The organism is Pseudideonella sakaiensis, assembly GCF_048320135.1.
GTDB classification, from domain to species: domain Bacteria; phylum Pseudomonadota; class Gammaproteobacteria; order Burkholderiales; family Burkholderiaceae_C; genus Ideonella_A; species Ideonella_A sakaiensis_A.
Window position 1 is genome coordinate 2,787,374 of the sequence record NZ_CP182947.1, and the last position, 16,844, is coordinate 2,804,217.

Consider the following 16,844-nt stretch of genomic DNA (forward strand, 5'->3'; position numbering starts at 1 on the left):
GTGGGTTGGAAAAAAGCCGGCAGTTCCGGCAGCGGGGAACGTGAAGCGGATGGCGCGAGGCCGGCGTCGAATCGGCCGACCAATGGCAAAGGGATGGGTTACGCCGCGGGTCGAGGCGTATCGCGGAAATCACGCAGATGCCCGCGTCGAATGGCGGGCGGCGTGATTCGGAACTGGACTGGAGGAGGGCCGAGGCCGCGACTGATCGCGGCTGCCCGAACGGGATGCGAGCGCTGAGCCGGCTCGCAAGCTACTGCTGGGTCACTTCGGGCGCGATGCGCCGAAATCAAAAGTACATTTGTTCAAACTTAACACGGATGCCGTTTTCGCCAGCCAGCCGTGCGCGCTTTCCGCAGGCTTGTTGATCCAGATCAAACCGATCGGGCGAACCACTTGACCGTTTCCAGACTGCGCCAACTGGCGGCGATTCGATGCCCGCGGGCTGTGGGCCCGATTGATCGTCGCCGTCGACCGGCGCGTGCCGTCGTGTGAGACGCCGGTCACCAGCTCCTGTGCCGCCCCCGCCGCTCACGCCCGCGCAAAGCGCCCGTAGATCGCAACCACCGCGCAGTAAAGGCCGTAACAAACCAGCCCTAGCGCGGTGAGACCGAGCAGCCACGGGCCGTAGGGCTGCTGGGCGAGGGTTGCCAGCGCACCGCCAAGACCTTTGGCTTCGCTCGACTCGGCCTGCCAGCCGGCCTGAGCCAGAAAAAACCCGACCAGCAGGAAAACGACGCCGCGGGCCGCCAGCCCGAGCTTGGCAATGCGCTCGATCCACGAGCGCGCGGTCGTCGCAGCGCCCTCGAGCGAAAAGCGCCGCCGGTAGCTGCCTCGCACGGCCTGGGCCCATTGCGCGATCCCTGCGATGGCGACCGCAACGCCGGCGCCGATGACGAGCCATTGGCCGAGCGGCGCGCTCATCACCCGCGCGGTCATGCTTTGCGTCGCCTGGTCATCGCTCTCCCCGCCACCTGCTCCCGGCCCGCCGCCGATATCCAGTGCCGAAAAAGCCGCGACGCTCAGGCCGATGTGCAGCAGCGCAACAAAAAGATATCCGATCCGGGTCGCCATGCCCTTGGCATCGGAACCCTTGCCTTCGGCGTCGGCGAATGCGGAGAGAAACCGCCATACCGCATAACAGGCCAACCCGACGCCGACCAGTGCGAGCAGGATCTGGCCGAACGGCTGCTGGCCGATCTCCTTCAGCGCGCCCTCGGAGCCTGTGGTCTCGCCGCCCAGGCCGATGGCCGCCTTCGCGGCGAGGTAGCCAATCACGGCGTAGACGAGGCCCTTGGCGGAATAGCCGGCACGGCTGACGGGATCGGCCCAGCTGGGCGTGTGGTGCGGATTCATGCGGGAAATCAGGGCGGAAAGATGATGCGTTTTGTTATAGGCCGGGGTGACCGCAAGCGTTGTCGGACGAATGCCTTTTCCGCAGCGGGCTGATGACTTCGTCGACGCTTGAAAACGCTTGCCGCCGGTCGCTGGCGTTGCTGCATCCTCCACAATGATTTCCGAAGGCGGCTCGCCGCCATTTCGGCGTGCGCTCCCTTGCTCTTCGATGCCAGGCTTGCCCTTACCATCCGGTCGATGCACAGCGGCACGGCAAGCGCAACGGTGGCAAGCGATTTCGCGGACATGGACCGGCCCATGCATTTCTGGCCGGGCCGTCTCGCGTCGCAGCGCGCCGTGGGCCTCTGGCGTTTGCGTTAGCGATGCCGCGCGAGATCGTCGTCCTCGGCGCCGGCATCGTCGGCATCAGTGCTGCGTTGCACCTCGTCAAGCGCGGCCATTCGGTCACCGTTTTCGACCGGCGTGCGCCTGGGCGCGAGACCTCGTACGGCAATGCCGGCATCATCCAGCGCGAGGCGGTCGAGCCGTATGCGTTCCCGCGCCAGTGGCGGGCGATCGTCGATGTCGTGTTGAAGCGCGGCATCGATGTCGACTACCACCTGTCAGCCCTGTTGGCCGCCGCGCCGCGGCTGTGGGCCTACCGGCGCTGGTCCGCGCCCGATCGTTATCCGGCGGTGGCCGCCGCGTACAGCACATTGATCGCGCATTCGGTCAGCGAACATGCGGCATTGATCGACGAGGCTGGCGCCGGCGCGCTGGTCGAACGGCGCGGTTTCCGCCAGGTCTTTCGCAATCAGGCGCCACTCGACACTGCGGCGAAGCAGGCCGAGCGGATGCAGACGACCTACGGCGTGCGCCATCAGCTGCAGGACGGCGACGCGCTCGCGCGTGCCGAACCGGCCTTGCGGCGCCGGCTTGCCGGCGCGATCCATTGGCTCGATCCGTGGTGTGTGCGCGATCCGGGTGGGCTGGTTGCCGCCTATGCCGAGCTGCTGACGCGGCTCGGCGGCCGCATCGTCGGGGCCGAGGTGCGGTCGCTGCAACGCGCCGGCGCGGGCTGGCGGGTCGTCACCGCGAACCACGGCACGGTCGAAGCAGGCGACGTCGTCGTCGCGCTTGGCCCGTGGTCCGACGCGCTGCTGCGTCCGCTCGGTTATCACCTGCCGCTGTTCGTCAAGCGCGGCTACCACCGCCATTACAGCGGCGGCGAGCGGCCGACGGTGCCGATCCACGATACGCAGAACGGCTATGTGCTGGTGCCGACCGTGCACGGCGTGCGGCTGACGACCGGCGCCGAATTTGCCGCGGTCGGCGCCCGCCCGACGCCGCGCCAGCTGCAACGCGCCGAGCCGGTTGCTCGCGAGCTGCTCGAACTGCCGACGCCGGTCGAAGCCGAACCGTGGCACGGCTGGCGGCCGTGCACCGTCGACATGAAGCCGGTGATCGGCGCCAGCCGTGAGCCCGGCCTATGGTTCGATTTCGGCCACGGCCACCAGGGCTTCACGCTCGGCCCGGCCAGCGGCCGGCTGCTCGCCGATTTGGTCGACGGCGAAACGCCTTTTGTCGACGCCGCGCCGTTTTCGCCGGCGCGTTTTTGAGCAGGCGCGCCTTCAAGATACCGGACTGTCTTCGCTGCCCGAGGCCTCGATCACGTTCGGATGGCCGGCCGGATGCCGCCGTGGCTCGAGCGCACGGTGGATCAGCAGCCCGATCGCCGCACCGGCAAATTGCGCCAGCACGAAGCCGGTTGCGCTGGCCGGCGCGATGCCGGCAAAGCTGTCGCTGAACATGCGCCCGAAGACCGCCGCCGGATTGGCAAACGACGTCGATGCGGTGAACCAGTAGGCCGCGCCAATGTAGGCCGCCACCATCACTGCAGCGCGGCCTGCCGGCGCACGCAGGATCACCAGCAGCAGACCGGCTGCGGCGACCACCTCTGCGATCAGCTGGCCGCTGCCGCTGCGCAGCTTGGCCGATACCTGCAGGATCGCCAGATCGAACATCGCATGCGCCAGCCAGGCGCCGAGCAGCGCACCGACCAGCTGCGCCGCGACATACGGCAACAGCGCCGCCTTCGGCAGATCGCCTCGCCACGCCATCACCGCGCTGACCGCCGGATTGAAATGCGCGCCGCTGATCGGCCCGAAAACCTCGATCAGGATGTACAGCCCGCCGACGGTGGCCAGTGCATTGGCGAGCAGCGCGATCGCGACATTGCCGCCGGCCAGCCGCTCGCCCATGATGCCGGAGCCGATCACGACCGCGAGCAGCAGCGCGGTGCCGAGCGCCTCGGCGGCGAGCTTGCGCGGAAGATCCATCGTCAGCTCCTCGCGATCTCGGCCAGTGCCTGCTGCAGCGCCGCCCGGTCCATCGTCTCGATCGGCAACTGCAGCAATTGCAGCATCCGGTAGCCGATCGCCTGCCGCGTCAGTTCGAAGGCGCGCCGCTTGCCCTCCTCGCCGCCGTCGGCATTCGACGGGTCCGGATAACCCCAATGCACCTTGACCGGCTGGGCACCAGCGCTGCCGCCGAAAAATACCGGGCATTGCTCGGCGGCCGCGCTGTCGCAAACGGTGATGACGATCGCCAACGGCGGCGCACCGGCAGGGCTGAATTCATCCCAGCTCTTGCTGCGCAGCCCGTCGGTGGCGATGCCTGCGGATTGCAGCGCCTGCAGCGCAAACGGGTTGATGCGTCCGCTCGGCGCGCTGCCGGCGCTGTGGCCGCGCAGCGGGCGGCCGAGCCGGCCGGCCCAGTGGTTCAGCATCGCCTCGCCGAGCACGCTGCGCGCCGAATTGTGGGTGCACAACACGAGCACGTGGCTGAGCGCGGCCGGGCCGCCGGCCGGGAATGCGCGAGTCACCGCGCGGGCGCGCCGACCGCGCAGCAGGCCGGCTGTTCGTCGGTGCCGCTGTTGCTGCGTTGCGGCTGATGGAAGACCGGGATGTCCGCCAGCGTGTGGAACTGCTCCCAGGCGATGCCTTGCGGGTCGGTCAGCCAGTATTTGTCGCTGCGCGCATAACAACAGGTCGTCTGGCCGGCGTCGAGCAGCGACATGTCGGCGGCTCGGGCGCGTGCCTCGAGTTCGCGCAGTTCTTCATCGCTGTCGGTCTGGAAGCCGAGGTGATCGACGCCCGGCTCGCCGCCGCGTGCAGAGATCGCGAAATTGATGCGCGGGTCGTCGAGCATCCACTTGGCATAGTCGCCCTCGACGCGGCTCGGCTCGGCGCCGAACAGCTGCGAATAGAAGGTGATGCTTTTTGCCAGGTCTTCGACGTGGGCATGGACGTGGAAACGTTTCATCGTGTGCTCCTTTGGCGGGTAGTGATCAGCTTTCGCAGCTGCGGGCGTCTGCCCCGACGACACAGCTGTCGCCCTGGCAGCAGTTTTCGGTCAGATAGCCGATCAGCGCATTCATCCGCTGGTAGGCCGCGCGGTAGATGATGTGCCGGCTGGCGCGCTCCTGCGTCACCAGCCCGGCGTTGCTCAATTCCTTCAGATGGAAGGACAAGGTGTTCTGCGGGATGCCGAGCCCCTCGGCCATTGCGCCCGGGGTCAGCCCGCGCTCGCCGGTCACGACAAGGGCACGAAAGACCTGCAGGCGGACCGGCTGGGCCAGTGCGGCAAGTGCACGTATGACTTCTGATTCATCCATGGTTCCATGATATTGGAACTATGGTGATAGTTCAAGAGCCTTCGAGGGTCCGTTCCGTTACATCGGTCATCCGAGGTCGGGGGGTAATGCGCTTGCGCTCCCGACCTGTCGTCACCTGCGCCATCGCGACACTCGTCCTATCATCGACGCGCAGCGGTGCGGCAGTCGTGCCGGCCTGCCGATCGATCAATCACCAAGGAAAGATCCATGCGCACACCATCGCTTTCGATGCTGGTCTTCGCCGCCAGTCTCGGCCTTGCCGCAGCGCCCGCCCTGGCGCAGTCGAGTGCAACCGTGAAGGTCACGCCACTCGGCAGCCATGCCGGCGAATTCTGCTCGCTCGACCGGGCGCTGGTATTCGAGGACCCGGACGGCACGCGCATCCTCTACGACGCCGGCCGCACCGTGCGCGGCGCGGCCGACCCGCGGCTCGGCCGCATCGATGCGGTGCTGCTGAGCCATGCGCATGGCGACCACCTCGGCGACATGATCCAGCCGTCGGAAAATGCCGGCAACTGCGGGCGGCCCGACTTCTCGGTCAAGGTCGCGCCGCGTTCGAATACCGTCGACATCACGGTCGGCAAGAAGGCCAAGCTGATCGTCGGCGGCGAGATGGCGAAATATTTCTCGACGAAGGTCAAGGAGGCTGGCGGCGATGCGTCGTCGGTCCAGCTGCTGCGTTTCGGCGCATCGACCAAGGTCGGCGGTGTTTCGGTCGCCGGCGTGCCCGCGGTCCATTCGAACGGCATCGATCCCGCATTCCTGAACAAGGACTTCGCCGATCTGCTTGAGGCCAATGGGCTGACCGCCTACATGGGCCCGCCGGGCGGCTTCGTATTGACCTTCAGCAATGGCCTGGTCGTCTATCTGTCCGGCGATACCGGCGTCACCGCCGAGCAGGAGATCGTCGTCAACAAGATGTACAAGGCCAGGCTCGCGGTGCTGAACATCGGCGGCACCTTCACGACCGGCCCGCTCGAGGCGGCGCATGTGATCAACGAGCTGGTGAAGCCGAAGACGGTGATCGCCTCGCATGCCAACGAGCCGGCAACCGAAGGCGGCAAGCTGCGCGCCGGCAGCAAGACCGAAGCCTTCGTGAAGGCGACGAAGGTGCCGGTCGTGTTGCCGTTGAGCGGGCGGACGATGGCGTTCGACGCCGGCGGCGCGTGCACCGACGGTTGCTGAACCACAGAGGAGCCGCGTAATGAGTGACGAAGTCGTCAAGGCCGAGTGGGCCCCGATCGCGGATGGAGGCTTCGATGGCTGGCTGGCGCTGCCACCTGCCGGCAGCGGCCCCGGCCTGCTGCTGTGGCAGGAAGTCTTCGGCGTCAATGCGCACATCCGCCGCGTCGCCGAGCAATATGCGCTGGCCGGCTTCGTCGTGCTGGCGCCGGATATCTTCTGGCGCGAAGAGCGCCGGCTGGATCTCGGATACGAGGGCGCCGACCGCGAGCGCGGCCGTGCCATCGCGCAGGCGCTGCAGCGCGAGCAGTTGCAAGCCGATATCCGCGCGTCGGTCGACGCGCTGCGCTCCCATCCGGCCTGCGCAGGCAAGCGCGTCGGCACGATCGGTTATTGCCTCGGTGGGCGGCTTGCCTATCAGACCGCGGCGTGGGCGACCGTCGATGCCGCGGTGGCCTACTATGGCGGCGGCATCCAGGACCAGCTCGGCCTGCTGCCGGAGATCTCCGCGCCACTGCAGTTCCACTATGCCGGGCGCGACCACCACATTCCGCAGGCCGCGATCGAGCAGGTGCGCACCGCGGTCGGCAACGCCGGCGAGGTGTTCGTCTATCCGGAAGCGCAGCACGGTTTCAATTGCTGGGCGCGCTCGACCTACGATCCGGCCAGCGCAGCGCTGGCGCACGGCCGCAGCCTTGTTTTTCTGGCCGACAAGCTGTTCTGAGCGGCGTCGGCTCCCTCACCTCTTATTGACGTACCAGGCCGCCCATGCCCGCCAGAAACCACGAAATCCATCTGCAGCGCCTTGTCTCGGCGCGCCACGACAAGGGGCTGATCGAGCTTGGCGTCGAGGTGCTGGTGCAGCCACGCTCGGCGCGCGACGACCAGTCGGCCGGCTCGACGCTGGTGTTGCCGGTCGAACATGCGCGCACGCTGCTGATCCTGCTGAAGCAGCAGATCGCCGAGCTCGATCAGCTGCAGCCGCGCAGCCGCCGCTCCGGCCGAGCCTGATTCCGTCATTGCCGGGCGCAGGCGAGGCGCGTAGCATCGGCCGAGGCACTGCGGTGCCGACGCGCGCATCCGGCCGACGGGCGGGCCGGCGGTGCAGATCGTCTCGCTGCCCGCATCATCACGAGGAGAGCCCCATGTCTGCGATCAAGACCCTGACCGCCATTGCTGCATTGCTGGTCGGCGGCGCCGCATTCGCCTTCCACTGCCCGGCCGACATGAAGAAGATCGACGAGGCGCTGGCGAAGTCGCCGAAGATGAGCAACGAACAGATGGCCGAGGTGAAGAAGCTGCGTGCCGAAGGCGAGGCGCAGCACAAGGCCGGCAAGCACCAGGAAGCCGTCGACACGCTGGCCAAGGCGATGAAGATGCTCGGCGCGTAGCAAACGGCGCCGCCCGGCCGGCTCAGCTGCCGGCTCGCGGCTTGCCGAGCGCGTTCAGCGGGATCTTCAGGTAGCTGATGCCGTCTTCCTCGGCCGGTGGCAGCCGGCCGGCGCGGATATTGACCTGCAGCGACGGCAGGATCAGCGTCGGCACCTCGAGCGTTGCATCGCGCGCGGTGCGCATCGCGACGAATTCGTCTTCGCTGATGCCGTCGCGCACATGGATATTGTTTGCACGCTGTTCGGCGACGGTGGTCTGCCACGCGGCGGGCCGACCTTTCGGATAGTCGTGGCAGACATACATCACCGTCTGCGGCGGCAGTTCGAGGATGCGGCGGATCGAGCGGTACAACGTGCGCGCATCGCCGCCAGGAAAATCGGCCCGTGCGGTGCCGACATCGGGCAAGAACAGCGTATCGCCGACAAACACCGCGTCGTCGACGACATAGGCCATGTCGGCCGGCGTGTGGCCGGGCACCAGCAGTGCCGTCACCTCCACCTCGCCGATCCGGAAAACCTCGCCGTCGGTGAACAGGTGATCGAACTGCGCACCGTCGGGCAGGAAATTGCGCTCGAGGTTGTACAGCTTCTTGAACGTCGCCTGCACCTCGCGGATGTGCTCGCCGATCGCGATCCGGCCACCGACCTTGTCCTGCAGATAACGCGCGCCCGACAAATGGTCGGCATGGGCGTGGGTCTCGAGGATCCACTGCACCTGCAGCCCTTGCTCGCGCACCGCGGCGAGCAACCGGTCGGCCTGCACCGTCGCCGTACCGCCGGACTTCAGGTCGAAATCGAGCACCGGATCGACGATCGCCGCGCATCGGGTGGCGTTGTCGACGATCAGGTACGAGACGGTCCAGGTCTTGTCGTCGAAGAAGGCCTGCACGCTGGTTCGATTGCTCATGGTGTGCTTGCTCCGGGCGGATTCAATCTATTGACAAATAGTATATGAAAGAATAAACTGTAGCAAGTGCAGACCCCCTTTGGCAAAACGGACGAGCGTCATGGCTGATTCCCCCACCACCCCCCGGATCGACCCGGCCGCGCTGCGGCAGGCGGCCGGCGACGCCGTGGCCGCGCTGAAGGTGCTGGCCAATGAAGACCGCTTGCTGCTGCTGTGCCAGCTGTCGCAGGGCGAGATGTGCGTCGGCGACCTCGAGCAGGAACTCGATATCCGCCAGCCGACCTTGTCGCAGCAGCTCGCGGTGTTGCGCGCCGAAGGCGTCGTCGATACCCGGCGCGACGGCAAGCGGATCTTCTACAGCGTCGCCGACTCGAAGGTGTTGCAACTGCTCGACGTCCTCTATCAACAGTATTGCCCGAAGGAACAAGCATGACGATCGACTGGACTGTGTTCACCCCCCGGTCGGCACTTGCCGGCGGCCTGCTGATCGGCCTTGCCGCAGCGATGTTCGTGCTGCTGAACGGCCGCATCGCCGGCATCAGCGGCGTGCTCGGCGGCCTGCTGCAGCCGAAGCCGGGCGACATCGGCTGGCGGCTTGCCTTCGTGCTGGGGCTGCTCGCCGCACCGGCCGTCTACCTGCTCGCGACGGCGCTGCCGGCAATCGAGATCGAGGCCGGATGGGGCGCGCTGGTGCTGGCCGGTTTGCTGGTGGGTATCGGCACGCGCTACGGATCGGGCTGCACCAGCGGCCATGGGGTCTGCGGGATTTCGCGCTTTTCGCCACGTTCGCTGGTCGCGACCGCGACCTTCATGGCCGCCGGTTTTGTCGCCGTCTTCATCATCCGCCACCTGCTGGGCATCTGAGGAGCCGTCATGTTGTATCTCGTCACTTCCTGGCTCGCCGGACTGGTCTTCGGCATCGGACTGATCGTCTCCGGCATGGCCAATCCGGCCAAGGTGCTCGGTTTTCTCGATCTTGCCGGCCAATGGGATCCGTCGCTGGCCTTCGTGATGGCCGGCGCGATCGCGGTCGGTGTCGTTGCCTTCGCGATCGCACGCCGCCGCAATACCTCGCTGATCGGCCTGGATATGAAGCTGCCGACCGCCAGCGGCCTTGACCGCCGCCTGATCGGCGGCTCGGTGCTGTTCGGCGTCGGCTGGGGCATCGCCGGCTTCTGCCCGGGCCCGGCGCTGGTGGCGCTCGGCATGGGCCACGTCAAGGCGCTGGTCTTCGTATTGGCGATGCTCGCCGGGATGGCGATGTTCGAGTTGCTGAAACGGCGCGAGGCTGCAACGCCCGCCAAGGCATAACAGGGTTTTCTCCCACTGATATTGCGGTTAACCGCAGGTCGGCCCGACTGCAACACTCCCACAACACCCAGTCGTCAAGAACCCCTTTTCCTAGGACAATCCTGGGTCCGGCGGAAACGTCCGGGCATGCCCTCGCAAGCAGGGCGAACGGGTTCTGGTAATGCAGCGCCCGAGATGAACAGACCATCTGCGATCTCGAACTCGACTCGGGCGCGGTGACAAGGGGCCTCGGGCCGCCGACGACAGTGAGGGGAGAGGGATGAAAATCAAGAACCAGCAGGACTTCTGGAGCGGGGTCCTGTACATCGTGGTCGGGCTCGGCTTCAGCGTCGGCGCAACAAACTACAGCTTCGGCTCCGCGGCACGGCCCGGTCCGGGCTATTTCCCGTTCGGCCTCGGCCTGCTGCTGGCGATCATCGGCGCGATGGTGCTGGTCGGTTCGCTGGCGTCCAAACACGAAGGCCCGATCGGCAAGATCGCGTGGAAGCCGTTGTCGATCATCGTCGGCTCGATCATCCTGTTCGCATTTACGCTGCCGCACCTCGGCATGGCGATCGCGCTGCCGCTGCTGGTGCTGACCTCGGCGCTCGCCGGTGACGAATTCCACCTCGGCGAGGTGCTGCTCAATGCCGCGATCCTGACGATCGGCAGCTGGGCGGTCTTCATCTACGGATTGAACCTGGTGATCCCGCTGTGGCCCACCTTCATCGGCTGAGGCTGCGCAAATGGAACTCCTGAGTAACCTCTATCTCGGCCTGACCGTCGCGGTCTCGCTGCAGAACCTCGGCTACGCGCTGCTCGGCGCGTTGCTCGGCACCTTGATCGGCGTGCTGCCGGGCCTCGGCCCGCTGGCGACGATCGCGATGCTGCTGCCGACCGTTTACGCGCTGGACGCCACGCCGGCGCTGATCATGCTGGCCGGCATCTACTACGGCGCGCAGTACGGTGGCTCGACCACCGCGATCCTGATCAACGTGCCTGGTGAAGCCTCGTCGGTGGTGACCGCGATCGACGGTTATGCGATGGCGCGCAAGGGCCGCGCCGGCCCTGCGCTGGCCGCCGCCGGCCTCGGCTCGTTTTTTGCCGGCAGCGTCGCGACGCTGGTGATCGCCGGTTTCGCGCCGGTGCTGACCGAACTCGCGTTCAAGTTCGGCCCGGCCGAATATTTCTCGCTGATGGTGCTCGGCCTGATCGGCGCGGTGGTGCTGGCCTCGGGCTCGCTGATCAAGGCGATCGGCATGATCATCTTCGGCCTGCTGCTCGGCCAGATCAATACCGACGTGATTTCCGGCGTGCCGCGTTACAGCTTCGACATCCCGGAACTGACCGACGGCATCGGCTTCGTCGTGATCGCGATGGGCATTTTCGGCTTCGGCGAGATCATCGCCAACCTGGGACGCCCGGCCGAGCACCGCGAGGTGTTCACGAAGGACGTGAAGGGCCTGTGGCCGACCAAGAAGGATTTCCAGGAGGCCTGGCCGTCGGTGCTGCGCGGTACCGCAATCGGTTCGGTGCTCGGCGTGTTGCCCGGTGGCGGTGCGCTGCTGTCGTCGTTCGCGTCGTACACGCTCGAGAAGAAGCTGGTGAAAAACCCGTCGGTGCCGTTCGGCCAGGGTGCGATCCAGGGTGTGGCAGGCCCGGAAAGCGCGAACAACGCCGGCTCGCAGACCAGCTTCATCCCGATGCTGACGCTCGGCATCCCGTCGAATGCGGTGATGGCGCTGATGATCGGCGCGATGACGATCAAGGGCATCCAGCCGGGCCCGCAGGTGATGACCAGCAACCCGGAGCTGTTCTGGGGCCTCATCGCATCGATGTGGGTCGGCAACTTCATGCTGATCATCCTGAACCTGCCGCTGATCGGCATCTGGATCAGGCTGCTGACGGTGCCCTACCGCTTCCTGTTCCCGGCGATCGTCGTGTTCTGCGGCATCGGTCTGTATACGCTGAACAACAACAATTTCGACCTCTTCGTCGCCGCCGGCTTCACGGTCTTCGGCTACCTGCTCTACAAGCTGAACTGCGAGGCCGCGCCGCTGCTGCTCGGCTTCATCCTCGGGCCGATGATGGAGGAAAACCTGCGCCGCGCGTTGCTGCTGAGCCGCGGCGACTGGACCACCTTCGTGACCAAGCCGCTGTCGGCATCGCTGCTGTTCGTCGCGTTGATGCTGCTGGTGATCGTCGCGCTGCCGTCGATCAAGCAGAAGCGCGAAGTCGCGTTCAAGGAAGAAGACTGAGCAAGGCCGGCTGCGGCCGGCCATGCATCACAAGAAACCGCGGCTTGCCGCGGTTTTTTTTTCAGGCCGGCGCCGGCTCGTCCTTGCGAATGTAGATCGTCAGCTTCTCGCCGATCGAGCGCTCGAATGCGGCGATCTTGCTGATCAGCCGGCTGTCGAGCGGAAAACCGGCCGACAACATCATCACGCCGTTTGGCGCCACCAGATCGCGCGCCAGCAGCATGCCCTCGGCCAGGCCGCCCGCGCTGAGCACGATCTCGTGCGGCGCAGCCGGGTCGGCAACCGTCAGATTTTCCGCAACGTCAGCGACCAGCTCGGCAAAGGCATCAACGATCCACGGGTCGTAGCGCTTGCCGCGCGCGGCGACGATCACCGCCAGCGCCTCCTTCGGTGTCGATTCGCGCGGCGCCAGCATGCCGATCTGCAGATTGTCGTAATCGGTGCAGACCGACAGGATGCGGGCGCCGACCAGGATCTCGCGGCCTTTCAGCTGGTTCGGGTAGCCGGTGCCGTCGAAACGCTCGAGCTGTGCGGCGATCGCGCCGGCTGCGCCGCGCAGATCCTGCAGCGGCATCAGCAGCTGTTCGGCGCGTTGCGGGTGCTGCCGGTATTCGCGTGCCTGCTGTGGTGTCATCACGCCGACCGGCGTATTCAGCAACTGGTCGGAAAAGCCGAGCTTGCCGATTTCGTGCAGCAGCGCGGCAAAAAAGATCTCCCGCACCAGCGCCGGCTCGAGCTTCAGCTTGATTGCCAGCCGGCGTGCCAGGTCGGCAACCCGGCGCGCATGGCCGGCCAGCCGTTCGTGGCGTGTCTCGATCAGGCTTGAAAATACCTTCAGCGTGACGATCAGGTTTTCTTTCAGCCGTGCATTCGCGGCTGCCAGTTCCTCGCTGTTGGCATTGACGTTCTGCTCGAGGCTGGAATTCAGCGCCCGCAACTCCTCGTTGCGCCGTTTTGCCATTTCGGCGACCAGGCGTTGCCGGGCCTGACCCGCCAGCGCGTCACCGACGATGCGCAGCAGCGTGTCCTCTTCCAGCGGCTTGGTGATGAAGCGCGATATCAGCCCCTGGTTGATCGCATCGATCAGCAACGAGACGTCGGCCTTCACGGTCAGCAGAAAACGTTCGGTCGCCGGCCAGCGCTCGCGCACCCGGGCCAGCAGCTCGGTGCCTTCCATGTCGCTCAGACGCATGTCGGCGATCAGGATATCGACCGGATTGGCTTCCAGGTGCTGCAGCGCAGCCGCGCCGCTGTCGGCGACCGCTACCCGGTAGTTCGACGACTCGAACAGCCGCTGCAGCGAGGCCAGAGTAGCCGGCTCCTTGTCGACGCAAAGCAGCGTCGGCGAGTCGGATGGCGAGGGAGACTGTCCCTCGGGTGATTTCGTCATGTTTGGAATCTAGCTGGTTCGGACATCTTGCGGACCGAAATCCGCATCGCGAACCGGTTCGAACGTGGGGGGTCGAATCGGGAGGCCCGGATGCCGGTGGCAAACACCGATTCTGCCTGTGTGCGCGAGAACGCACCTCGGCGGTGCGACGTCACCTCAGGTTGCGGTCGGAAGCTGAACCCTAGAATCAAGTTCCGATGCCCCGCTGCAGCCCTGGCGAGCGCTCCCACTGTTCCTGAGGACAAACCGCATGAGCCGATCCGACGTCAGCCCGACGGGCATACCGATCAACCGTTTCAAGCGCGCGCTGGCCGCCGGCCAGGTGCAGATCGGCATCTGGAACAGCCTGGCCAGCTCGGTCGCCGTCGAGGTGGTGGCTGGTTCCGGCTTCGACTGGATGCTGGTCGACATGGAGCATTCGCCGAACGACATGCCGCTGTTGCATGCGCAGCTGCAGGCCTTGATGGGCCGCCCGGCGACGACGCCGGTGGTGCGCCCGCCGTGGAACGACACGGTGACGATCAAGCGCCTGCTCGACGTCGGCGTGCAGAGTTTTCTGATTCCGTATGTGCAGAACGCGCAGGAGGCCGCCGATGCGGTGGCCGCGACGCGTTATCCGCCGCACGGCGTGCGCGGTTTCGCCAGCGCATCGCGGGCGACCAATTTCGGCCGCATACCCGGCTATTGGCAAGGTGCGCACGAGGAAATCTGCGTGCTGGTGCAGGTCGAGACGACCGCGGCGCTCGACGAGATCGAGGCGATCGCCGCGGTGCCGGGCGTCGACGGCATCTTCATCGGTCCCGGCGACCTGTCGGCATCGATGGGATATCTGGGCCAGCCGTCGCACCCGGAGGTGATCAGCGCGATCGATGCGGCGATGAAGCGCATCCACGCCGCCGGCAAGCCGAGCGGTTTTCTGACCGGCGATGAAAAACTGGCGCGGCACTACCTCGACATGGGCTGCAGCTTTGTGGCCGTGGGCGCCGATCTGGTGCTGCTGGCACGTGCAGCCGATGCGCTGAGCGCGCGCTTCAAGTCGCCGCAGGGCTGAGTGGATCGGGGGCGGGCTTGTCTCAGCCGCCCGCCACCTTGTCGAGCAGTTCGAGCAGCATCGCCCGCTCGGCGCGGCTGAGGCGACCGTTCAGCGCAGCTTCCGATGCCGGTGCCGCCGCTGCGCTGCCTCGGGCAATCCGTTCGCCCTCGGCGGTCAAGACGACATTCTGCGAGCGGCGGTCGATTTCACTGCGTTCGCGGCGCAGCAGCTCACGCGCCTGCATGCGGTCGAGCAGCATCGTCATCTTCGGCGGCGTCAATGCCAGGGCATGCGCCAGCCGCTTCGGGTTCAGCGGGCCGTTGGCGAGCAGCAGCATCAGCATCGAGAATTCGACCTTGCTGAGGCCGAAGGGCTTGCCGATGTGACGCTCGAACAGCGCGGTCGTCGTCAGCGTCGCGCGTGCGAGGTGAAAGCCGAGCAGGTCGCCCAAGGGGCCGAGCCCGAGCTCGCCATTGGCGCCATCGTCGGAGGGTTCTTCGCTGTCGGTCATCGGTTCGGCATCTTGGCTTGTCGGTCCGGTGTTTCGCTTCGATCCGCTTCAGGCCGCGACAAACGGCAGCGCGGCATCGGCTTGCCGCGCGCGGGCCCAGTGCACCTGCGCCTGCGGCAGCAACCAGTCGAGGCCGAAACGTGCCGATTGCTGCCAATCCTCTGCGCCGCGGCCACCGGCCGCCGGTGCGCGCTGCGGGTCGCTCGCACAACGGGCGATGCGCGCCCAGGCCCAGCACATCAGCGCATGGCCGATGCCGTTGAGCACATCGTCGGCGACCCGCAACGGCCATTCGGGGTCGTCGGCGGCGCCGCGCTGCAGGGCCTCGCGAACGACGCGCCAGTTCTGCAACTGGCCGGCCAGCGCGTCCGCGAACGGCTGCAGTGCCGGCACCGCGCGGCAGGCATCGACTTCGGCGGCGAGTTCTGCGATCAAGGCATCGCTGCGGGCGCCGCCGTCGTCGAGCAGCTTGCGCTGCACCAGGTCGATCGCCTGGATCTCGTTGGTGCCCTCGTAGATCATCGCGATCCGGGAATCGCGAACGCTCTGCTCGATGCCGAATTCATGCACATAACCGTAGCCGCCCCAGACCTGCAGCGCCTCGTCGGCACTGCGGTGGCCCAGATCGGTGAACAAGGCCTTGGCAACCGGTGTCAGCAGGGCGACATGGCCACCGGCCAGCTTGCGGCGTTGCGGATCCGGATGCTGTTGATGTTCGTCGAGCAGCAAGGCGGTCCAGTAGGCGATCAGGCGGCAGGCATCGGTGCGGGCCTGCAGGCTCAGCAGCGTGCGCCGCATCGCCGGATGGAAGGCGATCGGATCGGCCGCCGTTGCCGCCACCCCGGCCGGCCGCTGCGCGGCGCGCATCTGCAGGCGCTCGTTGGCGTAGCGCCGCGCATTCTGGGTCGCCGCCTCGAGGTGGCCGACGCCTTGCAGCGCAACGTGCAGCCGCGCGGCATTCATCATCAGGAACATCGCCGCCAGCCCGCGGTTCGGTTCGGCGATCAGCCAGCCTTCTGCGCGCTCGAAGCGCATCTGGCAGGTCGCGCTGCCCTTGATGCCCATCTTCTTCTCGATGCCGTCGCAGAACACCGCATTGCGGCGGCCGTCGGGCAGGATCTTCGGAACGATCGCCAGCGACAGCCCCTTGGTACGGGCCGGCGCATCGGCAAGCCGGCACAAGACCAGGTGGACGATGTTGTCGCTCAGGTCATGGTCGCCGCCGGAGATGAAGATCTTGTTGCCGCTGACAAGCACCGGCGCGCCGTTCGCCGCTTCACCACCCGCCAGGTCGGCACGGGTGCGCACCAGCCCGAGATCGCTGCCGGCCTGCGGCTCGGTCAGGCACATCGTCGACAACCATTCGCCCGACGTGACCTTGGCCAGATAACGCTCGCGCAAGGCCGGATCGGCATGCGCCTGCAGCACCTCGTAGGCACCGTGCAGCAGGCCGGGGTACATCGTCCAGGCATGGTTGGCTGCGGCCAGCATCTCGAACAGCGCTGCGTTGAGCAGTTGCGGCAGACCCTGCCCGCCGGCATCGGGCGCGCAGGCCAGCGCCGGCCAGCCGCCGTCGACGAAGGCCGCGTAGGCTTCGCGATAACCAGCCGGCGTCGCGACACCGTCGCTGGTCCAGTTGCAGCCTGCGAGGTCGCCACTGCCGTTGATCGGCGCCAGCACCTCGCCGGCAAAACGCGCCGCCTGTTCGACGACCTCGCGCGCGGTATCGGCGTCGAGGTCCTCGAATGCGGTGATCGATGCCCATGAGGCGGGCGCATCGAGGACGCGGGTCATCAGGAACAACATGTCGGCCACCGGGGCCTGGTAGGTCCACATCGGGTCGGTTCTCGGTCCTGGGTTCAGATGCCTGCGGG

Annotated in this window: 20 protein-coding genes; 11 read left to right on the forward strand and 9 right to left on the reverse strand. The window is 66.7% G+C overall.

All coding sequences use genetic code 11. The features are described from left to right. Window positions 1-528: 528 nt before the first annotated feature. Window positions 529-1,656: a DUF1206 domain-containing protein gene (locus ACNH6H_RS12610; protein ID WP_418318114.1), complete on the reverse strand. Its 1,128-nt coding sequence runs from the start codon at window positions 1,654-1,656 to the stop codon at window positions 529-531. A gap of 59 nt (window positions 1,657-1,715) precedes the next feature. Between ACNH6H_RS12610 and ACNH6H_RS12615 the strand changes: the two genes are divergently transcribed. Beyond that, window positions 1,716-2,951: an NAD(P)/FAD-dependent oxidoreductase gene (locus tag ACNH6H_RS12615; RefSeq protein ID WP_418318115.1), complete on the forward strand. Its 1,236-nt coding sequence runs from the start codon at window positions 1,716-1,718 to the stop codon at window positions 2,949-2,951. A gap of 12 nt (window positions 2,952-2,963) precedes the next feature. Here ACNH6H_RS12615 and ACNH6H_RS12620 read toward each other — a convergent pair whose 3' ends face one another. The 4 genes from ACNH6H_RS12620 to ACNH6H_RS12635 are packed head-to-tail and all read right to left on the reverse strand — an operon-like array spanning window position 2,964 to window position 5,008. Beyond that, a complete protein-coding gene (locus ACNH6H_RS12620) occupies window positions 2,964-3,671 on the reverse strand; it encodes an aquaporin (RefSeq protein WP_418318116.1) in 708 nt (235 codons plus the stop codon). Between the two features lie 2 nt (window positions 3,672-3,673). After that, entirely contained in the window at window positions 3,674-4,216 is a 543-nt protein-coding gene (locus tag ACNH6H_RS12625) for an arsenate reductase ArsC (RefSeq protein WP_418318117.1), read from the reverse strand. Next, entirely contained in the window at window positions 4,213-4,656 is a 444-nt protein-coding gene (locus ACNH6H_RS12630; protein ID WP_418318118.1) for an ArsI/CadI family heavy metal resistance metalloenzyme, read from the reverse strand. The genes ACNH6H_RS12625 and ACNH6H_RS12630 overlap by 4 nt, the downstream gene beginning before the upstream one ends. 25 nt (window positions 4,657-4,681) lie before the next feature. After that, a complete protein-coding gene (locus ACNH6H_RS12635) occupies window positions 4,682-5,008 on the reverse strand; it encodes an ArsR/SmtB family transcription factor (RefSeq protein ID WP_418318119.1) in 327 nt (108 codons plus the stop codon). Window positions 5,009-5,215: 207 nt separating this feature from the next. Here ACNH6H_RS12635 and ACNH6H_RS12640 point away from each other — a divergent pair, with 207 nt between their 5' ends. From ACNH6H_RS12640 to ACNH6H_RS12655, 4 genes are all read left to right on the forward strand, one after another. Next, on the forward strand, window positions 5,216-6,193 hold the full coding sequence (locus ACNH6H_RS12640; RefSeq protein ID WP_418318121.1) for an MBL fold metallo-hydrolase: 978 nt from the start codon (window positions 5,216-5,218) through the stop codon (window positions 6,191-6,193). 19 nt (window positions 6,194-6,212) lie between these two features. After that, the gene (locus tag ACNH6H_RS12645) at window positions 6,213-6,914 is read left to right on the forward strand and encodes a dienelactone hydrolase family protein (RefSeq protein ID WP_418318123.1); all 702 of its coding nucleotides are present in this window, start codon (window positions 6,213-6,215) and stop codon (window positions 6,912-6,914) included. A 44-nt stretch (window positions 6,915-6,958) separates the two neighbouring features. Then, the gene (locus ACNH6H_RS12650; protein WP_418318124.1) at window positions 6,959-7,201 is read left to right on the forward strand and encodes a hypothetical protein; all 243 of its coding nucleotides are present in this window, start codon (window positions 6,959-6,961) and stop codon (window positions 7,199-7,201) included. Between the two features lie 134 nt (window positions 7,202-7,335). Then, on the forward strand, window positions 7,336-7,581 hold the full coding sequence (locus ACNH6H_RS12655) for a hypothetical protein (protein WP_418318126.1): 246 nt from the start codon (window positions 7,336-7,338) through the stop codon (window positions 7,579-7,581). Window positions 7,582-7,603: 22 nt separating this feature from the next. Here the strand turns inward: ACNH6H_RS12655 and ACNH6H_RS12660 are convergent, their stop codons facing one another. Further along, a complete protein-coding gene (locus ACNH6H_RS12660) occupies window positions 7,604-8,488 on the reverse strand; it encodes an MBL fold metallo-hydrolase (protein WP_418318128.1) in 885 nt (294 codons plus the stop codon). 100 nt (window positions 8,489-8,588) lie between these two features. On the opposite strand from ACNH6H_RS12660, the gene ACNH6H_RS12665 reads away from it, so the two are divergent. The 5 genes from ACNH6H_RS12665 to ACNH6H_RS12685 all read left to right on the forward strand — a co-directional run bounded on the left by ACNH6H_RS12665 (window position 8,589) and on the right by ACNH6H_RS12685 (window position 12,036). Beyond that, complete coding sequence (locus ACNH6H_RS12665; RefSeq protein ID WP_418318129.1) at window positions 8,589-8,921, forward strand: metalloregulator ArsR/SmtB family transcription factor; 333 nt, start codon at window positions 8,589-8,591, stop codon at window positions 8,919-8,921. After that, on the forward strand, window positions 8,918-9,352 hold the full coding sequence (locus ACNH6H_RS12670; protein ID WP_418318130.1) for a YeeE/YedE family protein: 435 nt from the start codon (window positions 8,918-8,920) through the stop codon (window positions 9,350-9,352). Before ACNH6H_RS12665 ends, ACNH6H_RS12670 begins: the two co-directional genes overlap by 4 nt. A 9-nt stretch (window positions 9,353-9,361) precedes the next feature. Then, complete coding sequence (locus ACNH6H_RS12675; protein ID WP_418318132.1) at window positions 9,362-9,799, forward strand: DUF6691 family protein; 438 nt, start codon at window positions 9,362-9,364, stop codon at window positions 9,797-9,799. A gap of 259 nt (window positions 9,800-10,058) precedes the next feature. Further along, a complete protein-coding gene (locus ACNH6H_RS12680) occupies window positions 10,059-10,514 on the forward strand; it encodes a tripartite tricarboxylate transporter TctB family protein (protein WP_418318134.1) in 456 nt (151 codons plus the stop codon). Between the two features lie 10 nt (window positions 10,515-10,524). Beyond that, window positions 10,525-12,036: a tripartite tricarboxylate transporter permease gene (locus tag ACNH6H_RS12685; RefSeq protein ID WP_418318135.1), complete on the forward strand. Its 1,512-nt coding sequence runs from the start codon at window positions 10,525-10,527 to the stop codon at window positions 12,034-12,036. A gap of 61 nt (window positions 12,037-12,097) precedes the next feature. Here the strand turns inward: ACNH6H_RS12685 and ACNH6H_RS12690 are convergent, their stop codons facing one another. After that, window positions 12,098-13,426: an HD domain-containing phosphohydrolase gene (locus tag ACNH6H_RS12690; protein ID WP_418318136.1), complete on the reverse strand. Its 1,329-nt coding sequence runs from the start codon at window positions 13,424-13,426 to the stop codon at window positions 12,098-12,100. 250 nt (window positions 13,427-13,676) lie between these two features. Between ACNH6H_RS12690 and ACNH6H_RS12695 the strand changes: the two genes are divergently transcribed. Beyond that, window positions 13,677-14,477 carry an aldolase/citrate lyase family protein gene (locus ACNH6H_RS12695; RefSeq protein WP_418318137.1) on the forward strand — a complete coding sequence of 267 codons (801 nt, stop codon included), beginning with the start codon at window positions 13,677-13,679 and terminating at the stop codon, window positions 14,475-14,477. A gap of 22 nt (window positions 14,478-14,499) precedes the next feature. On the opposite strand, the gene ACNH6H_RS12700 is transcribed toward ACNH6H_RS12695, so the two are convergent. Together ACNH6H_RS12700 and ACNH6H_RS12705 are read right to left on the reverse strand one after the other, a co-directional pair. Then, window positions 14,500-14,970: a MarR family winged helix-turn-helix transcriptional regulator gene (locus tag ACNH6H_RS12700; protein WP_418318138.1), complete on the reverse strand. Its 471-nt coding sequence runs from the start codon at window positions 14,968-14,970 to the stop codon at window positions 14,500-14,502. 48 nt (window positions 14,971-15,018) lie between these two features. Further along, window positions 15,019-16,806: an acyl-CoA dehydrogenase family protein gene (locus ACNH6H_RS12705; protein WP_418318140.1), complete on the reverse strand. Its 1,788-nt coding sequence runs from the start codon at window positions 16,804-16,806 to the stop codon at window positions 15,019-15,021. Window positions 16,807-16,844 lie beyond the last annotated feature (38 nt).

What these genes read in the sequence shown, in the direction of transcription:
- ACNH6H_RS12640 (WP_418318121.1), top strand. Translation starts at nt 5,216, where the DNA reads ATGCGCACACCATCGCTTTCGATGCTGGTCTTCGCCGCCAGTCTCGGC.
- ACNH6H_RS12610 (WP_418318114.1), bottom strand. Translation starts at nt 1,656, where the DNA reads ATGCATGGGCCGGTCCATGTCCGCGAAATCGCTTGCCACCGTTGCGCT.
- ACNH6H_RS12655 (WP_418318126.1), top strand. Translation starts at nt 7,336, where the DNA reads ATGTCTGCGATCAAGACCCTGACCGCCATTGCTGCATTGCTGGTCGGC.
- ACNH6H_RS12645 (WP_418318123.1), top strand. Translation starts at nt 6,213, where the DNA reads ATGAGTGACGAAGTCGTCAAGGCCGAGTGGGCCCCGATCGCGGATGGA.
- ACNH6H_RS12650 (WP_418318124.1), top strand. Translation starts at nt 6,959, where the DNA reads ATGCCCGCCAGAAACCACGAAATCCATCTGCAGCGCCTTGTCTCGGCG.
- ACNH6H_RS12665 (WP_418318129.1), top strand. Translation starts at nt 8,589, where the DNA reads ATGGCTGATTCCCCCACCACCCCCCGGATCGACCCGGCCGCGCTGCGG.
- ACNH6H_RS12615 (WP_418318115.1), top strand. Translation starts at nt 1,716, where the DNA reads ATGCCGCGCGAGATCGTCGTCCTCGGCGCCGGCATCGTCGGCATCAGT.
- ACNH6H_RS12630 (WP_418318118.1), bottom strand. Translation starts at nt 4,656, where the DNA reads ATGAAACGTTTCCACGTCCATGCCCACGTCGAAGACCTGGCAAAAAGC.
- ACNH6H_RS12700 (WP_418318138.1), bottom strand. Translation starts at nt 14,970, where the DNA reads ATGACCGACAGCGAAGAACCCTCCGACGATGGCGCCAATGGCGAGCTC.
- ACNH6H_RS12660 (WP_418318128.1), bottom strand. Translation starts at nt 8,488, where the DNA reads ATGAGCAATCGAACCAGCGTGCAGGCCTTCTTCGACGACAAGACCTGG.
- ACNH6H_RS12635 (WP_418318119.1), bottom strand. Translation starts at nt 5,008, where the DNA reads ATGGATGAATCAGAAGTCATACGTGCACTTGCCGCACTGGCCCAGCCG.
- ACNH6H_RS12670 (WP_418318130.1), top strand. Translation starts at nt 8,918, where the DNA reads ATGACGATCGACTGGACTGTGTTCACCCCCCGGTCGGCACTTGCCGGC.
- ACNH6H_RS12685 (WP_418318135.1), top strand. Translation starts at nt 10,525, where the DNA reads ATGGAACTCCTGAGTAACCTCTATCTCGGCCTGACCGTCGCGGTCTCG.
- ACNH6H_RS12690 (WP_418318136.1), bottom strand. Translation starts at nt 13,426, where the DNA reads ATGACGAAATCACCCGAGGGACAGTCTCCCTCGCCATCCGACTCGCCG.
- ACNH6H_RS12705 (WP_418318140.1), bottom strand. Translation starts at nt 16,806, where the DNA reads ATGTGGACCTACCAGGCCCCGGTGGCCGACATGTTGTTCCTGATGACC.
- ACNH6H_RS12680 (WP_418318134.1), top strand. Translation starts at nt 10,059, where the DNA reads ATGAAAATCAAGAACCAGCAGGACTTCTGGAGCGGGGTCCTGTACATC.
- ACNH6H_RS12675 (WP_418318132.1), top strand. Translation starts at nt 9,362, where the DNA reads ATGTTGTATCTCGTCACTTCCTGGCTCGCCGGACTGGTCTTCGGCATC.
- ACNH6H_RS12695 (WP_418318137.1), top strand. Translation starts at nt 13,677, where the DNA reads ATGAGCCGATCCGACGTCAGCCCGACGGGCATACCGATCAACCGTTTC.
- ACNH6H_RS12620 (WP_418318116.1), bottom strand. Translation starts at nt 3,671, where the DNA reads ATGGATCTTCCGCGCAAGCTCGCCGCCGAGGCGCTCGGCACCGCGCTG.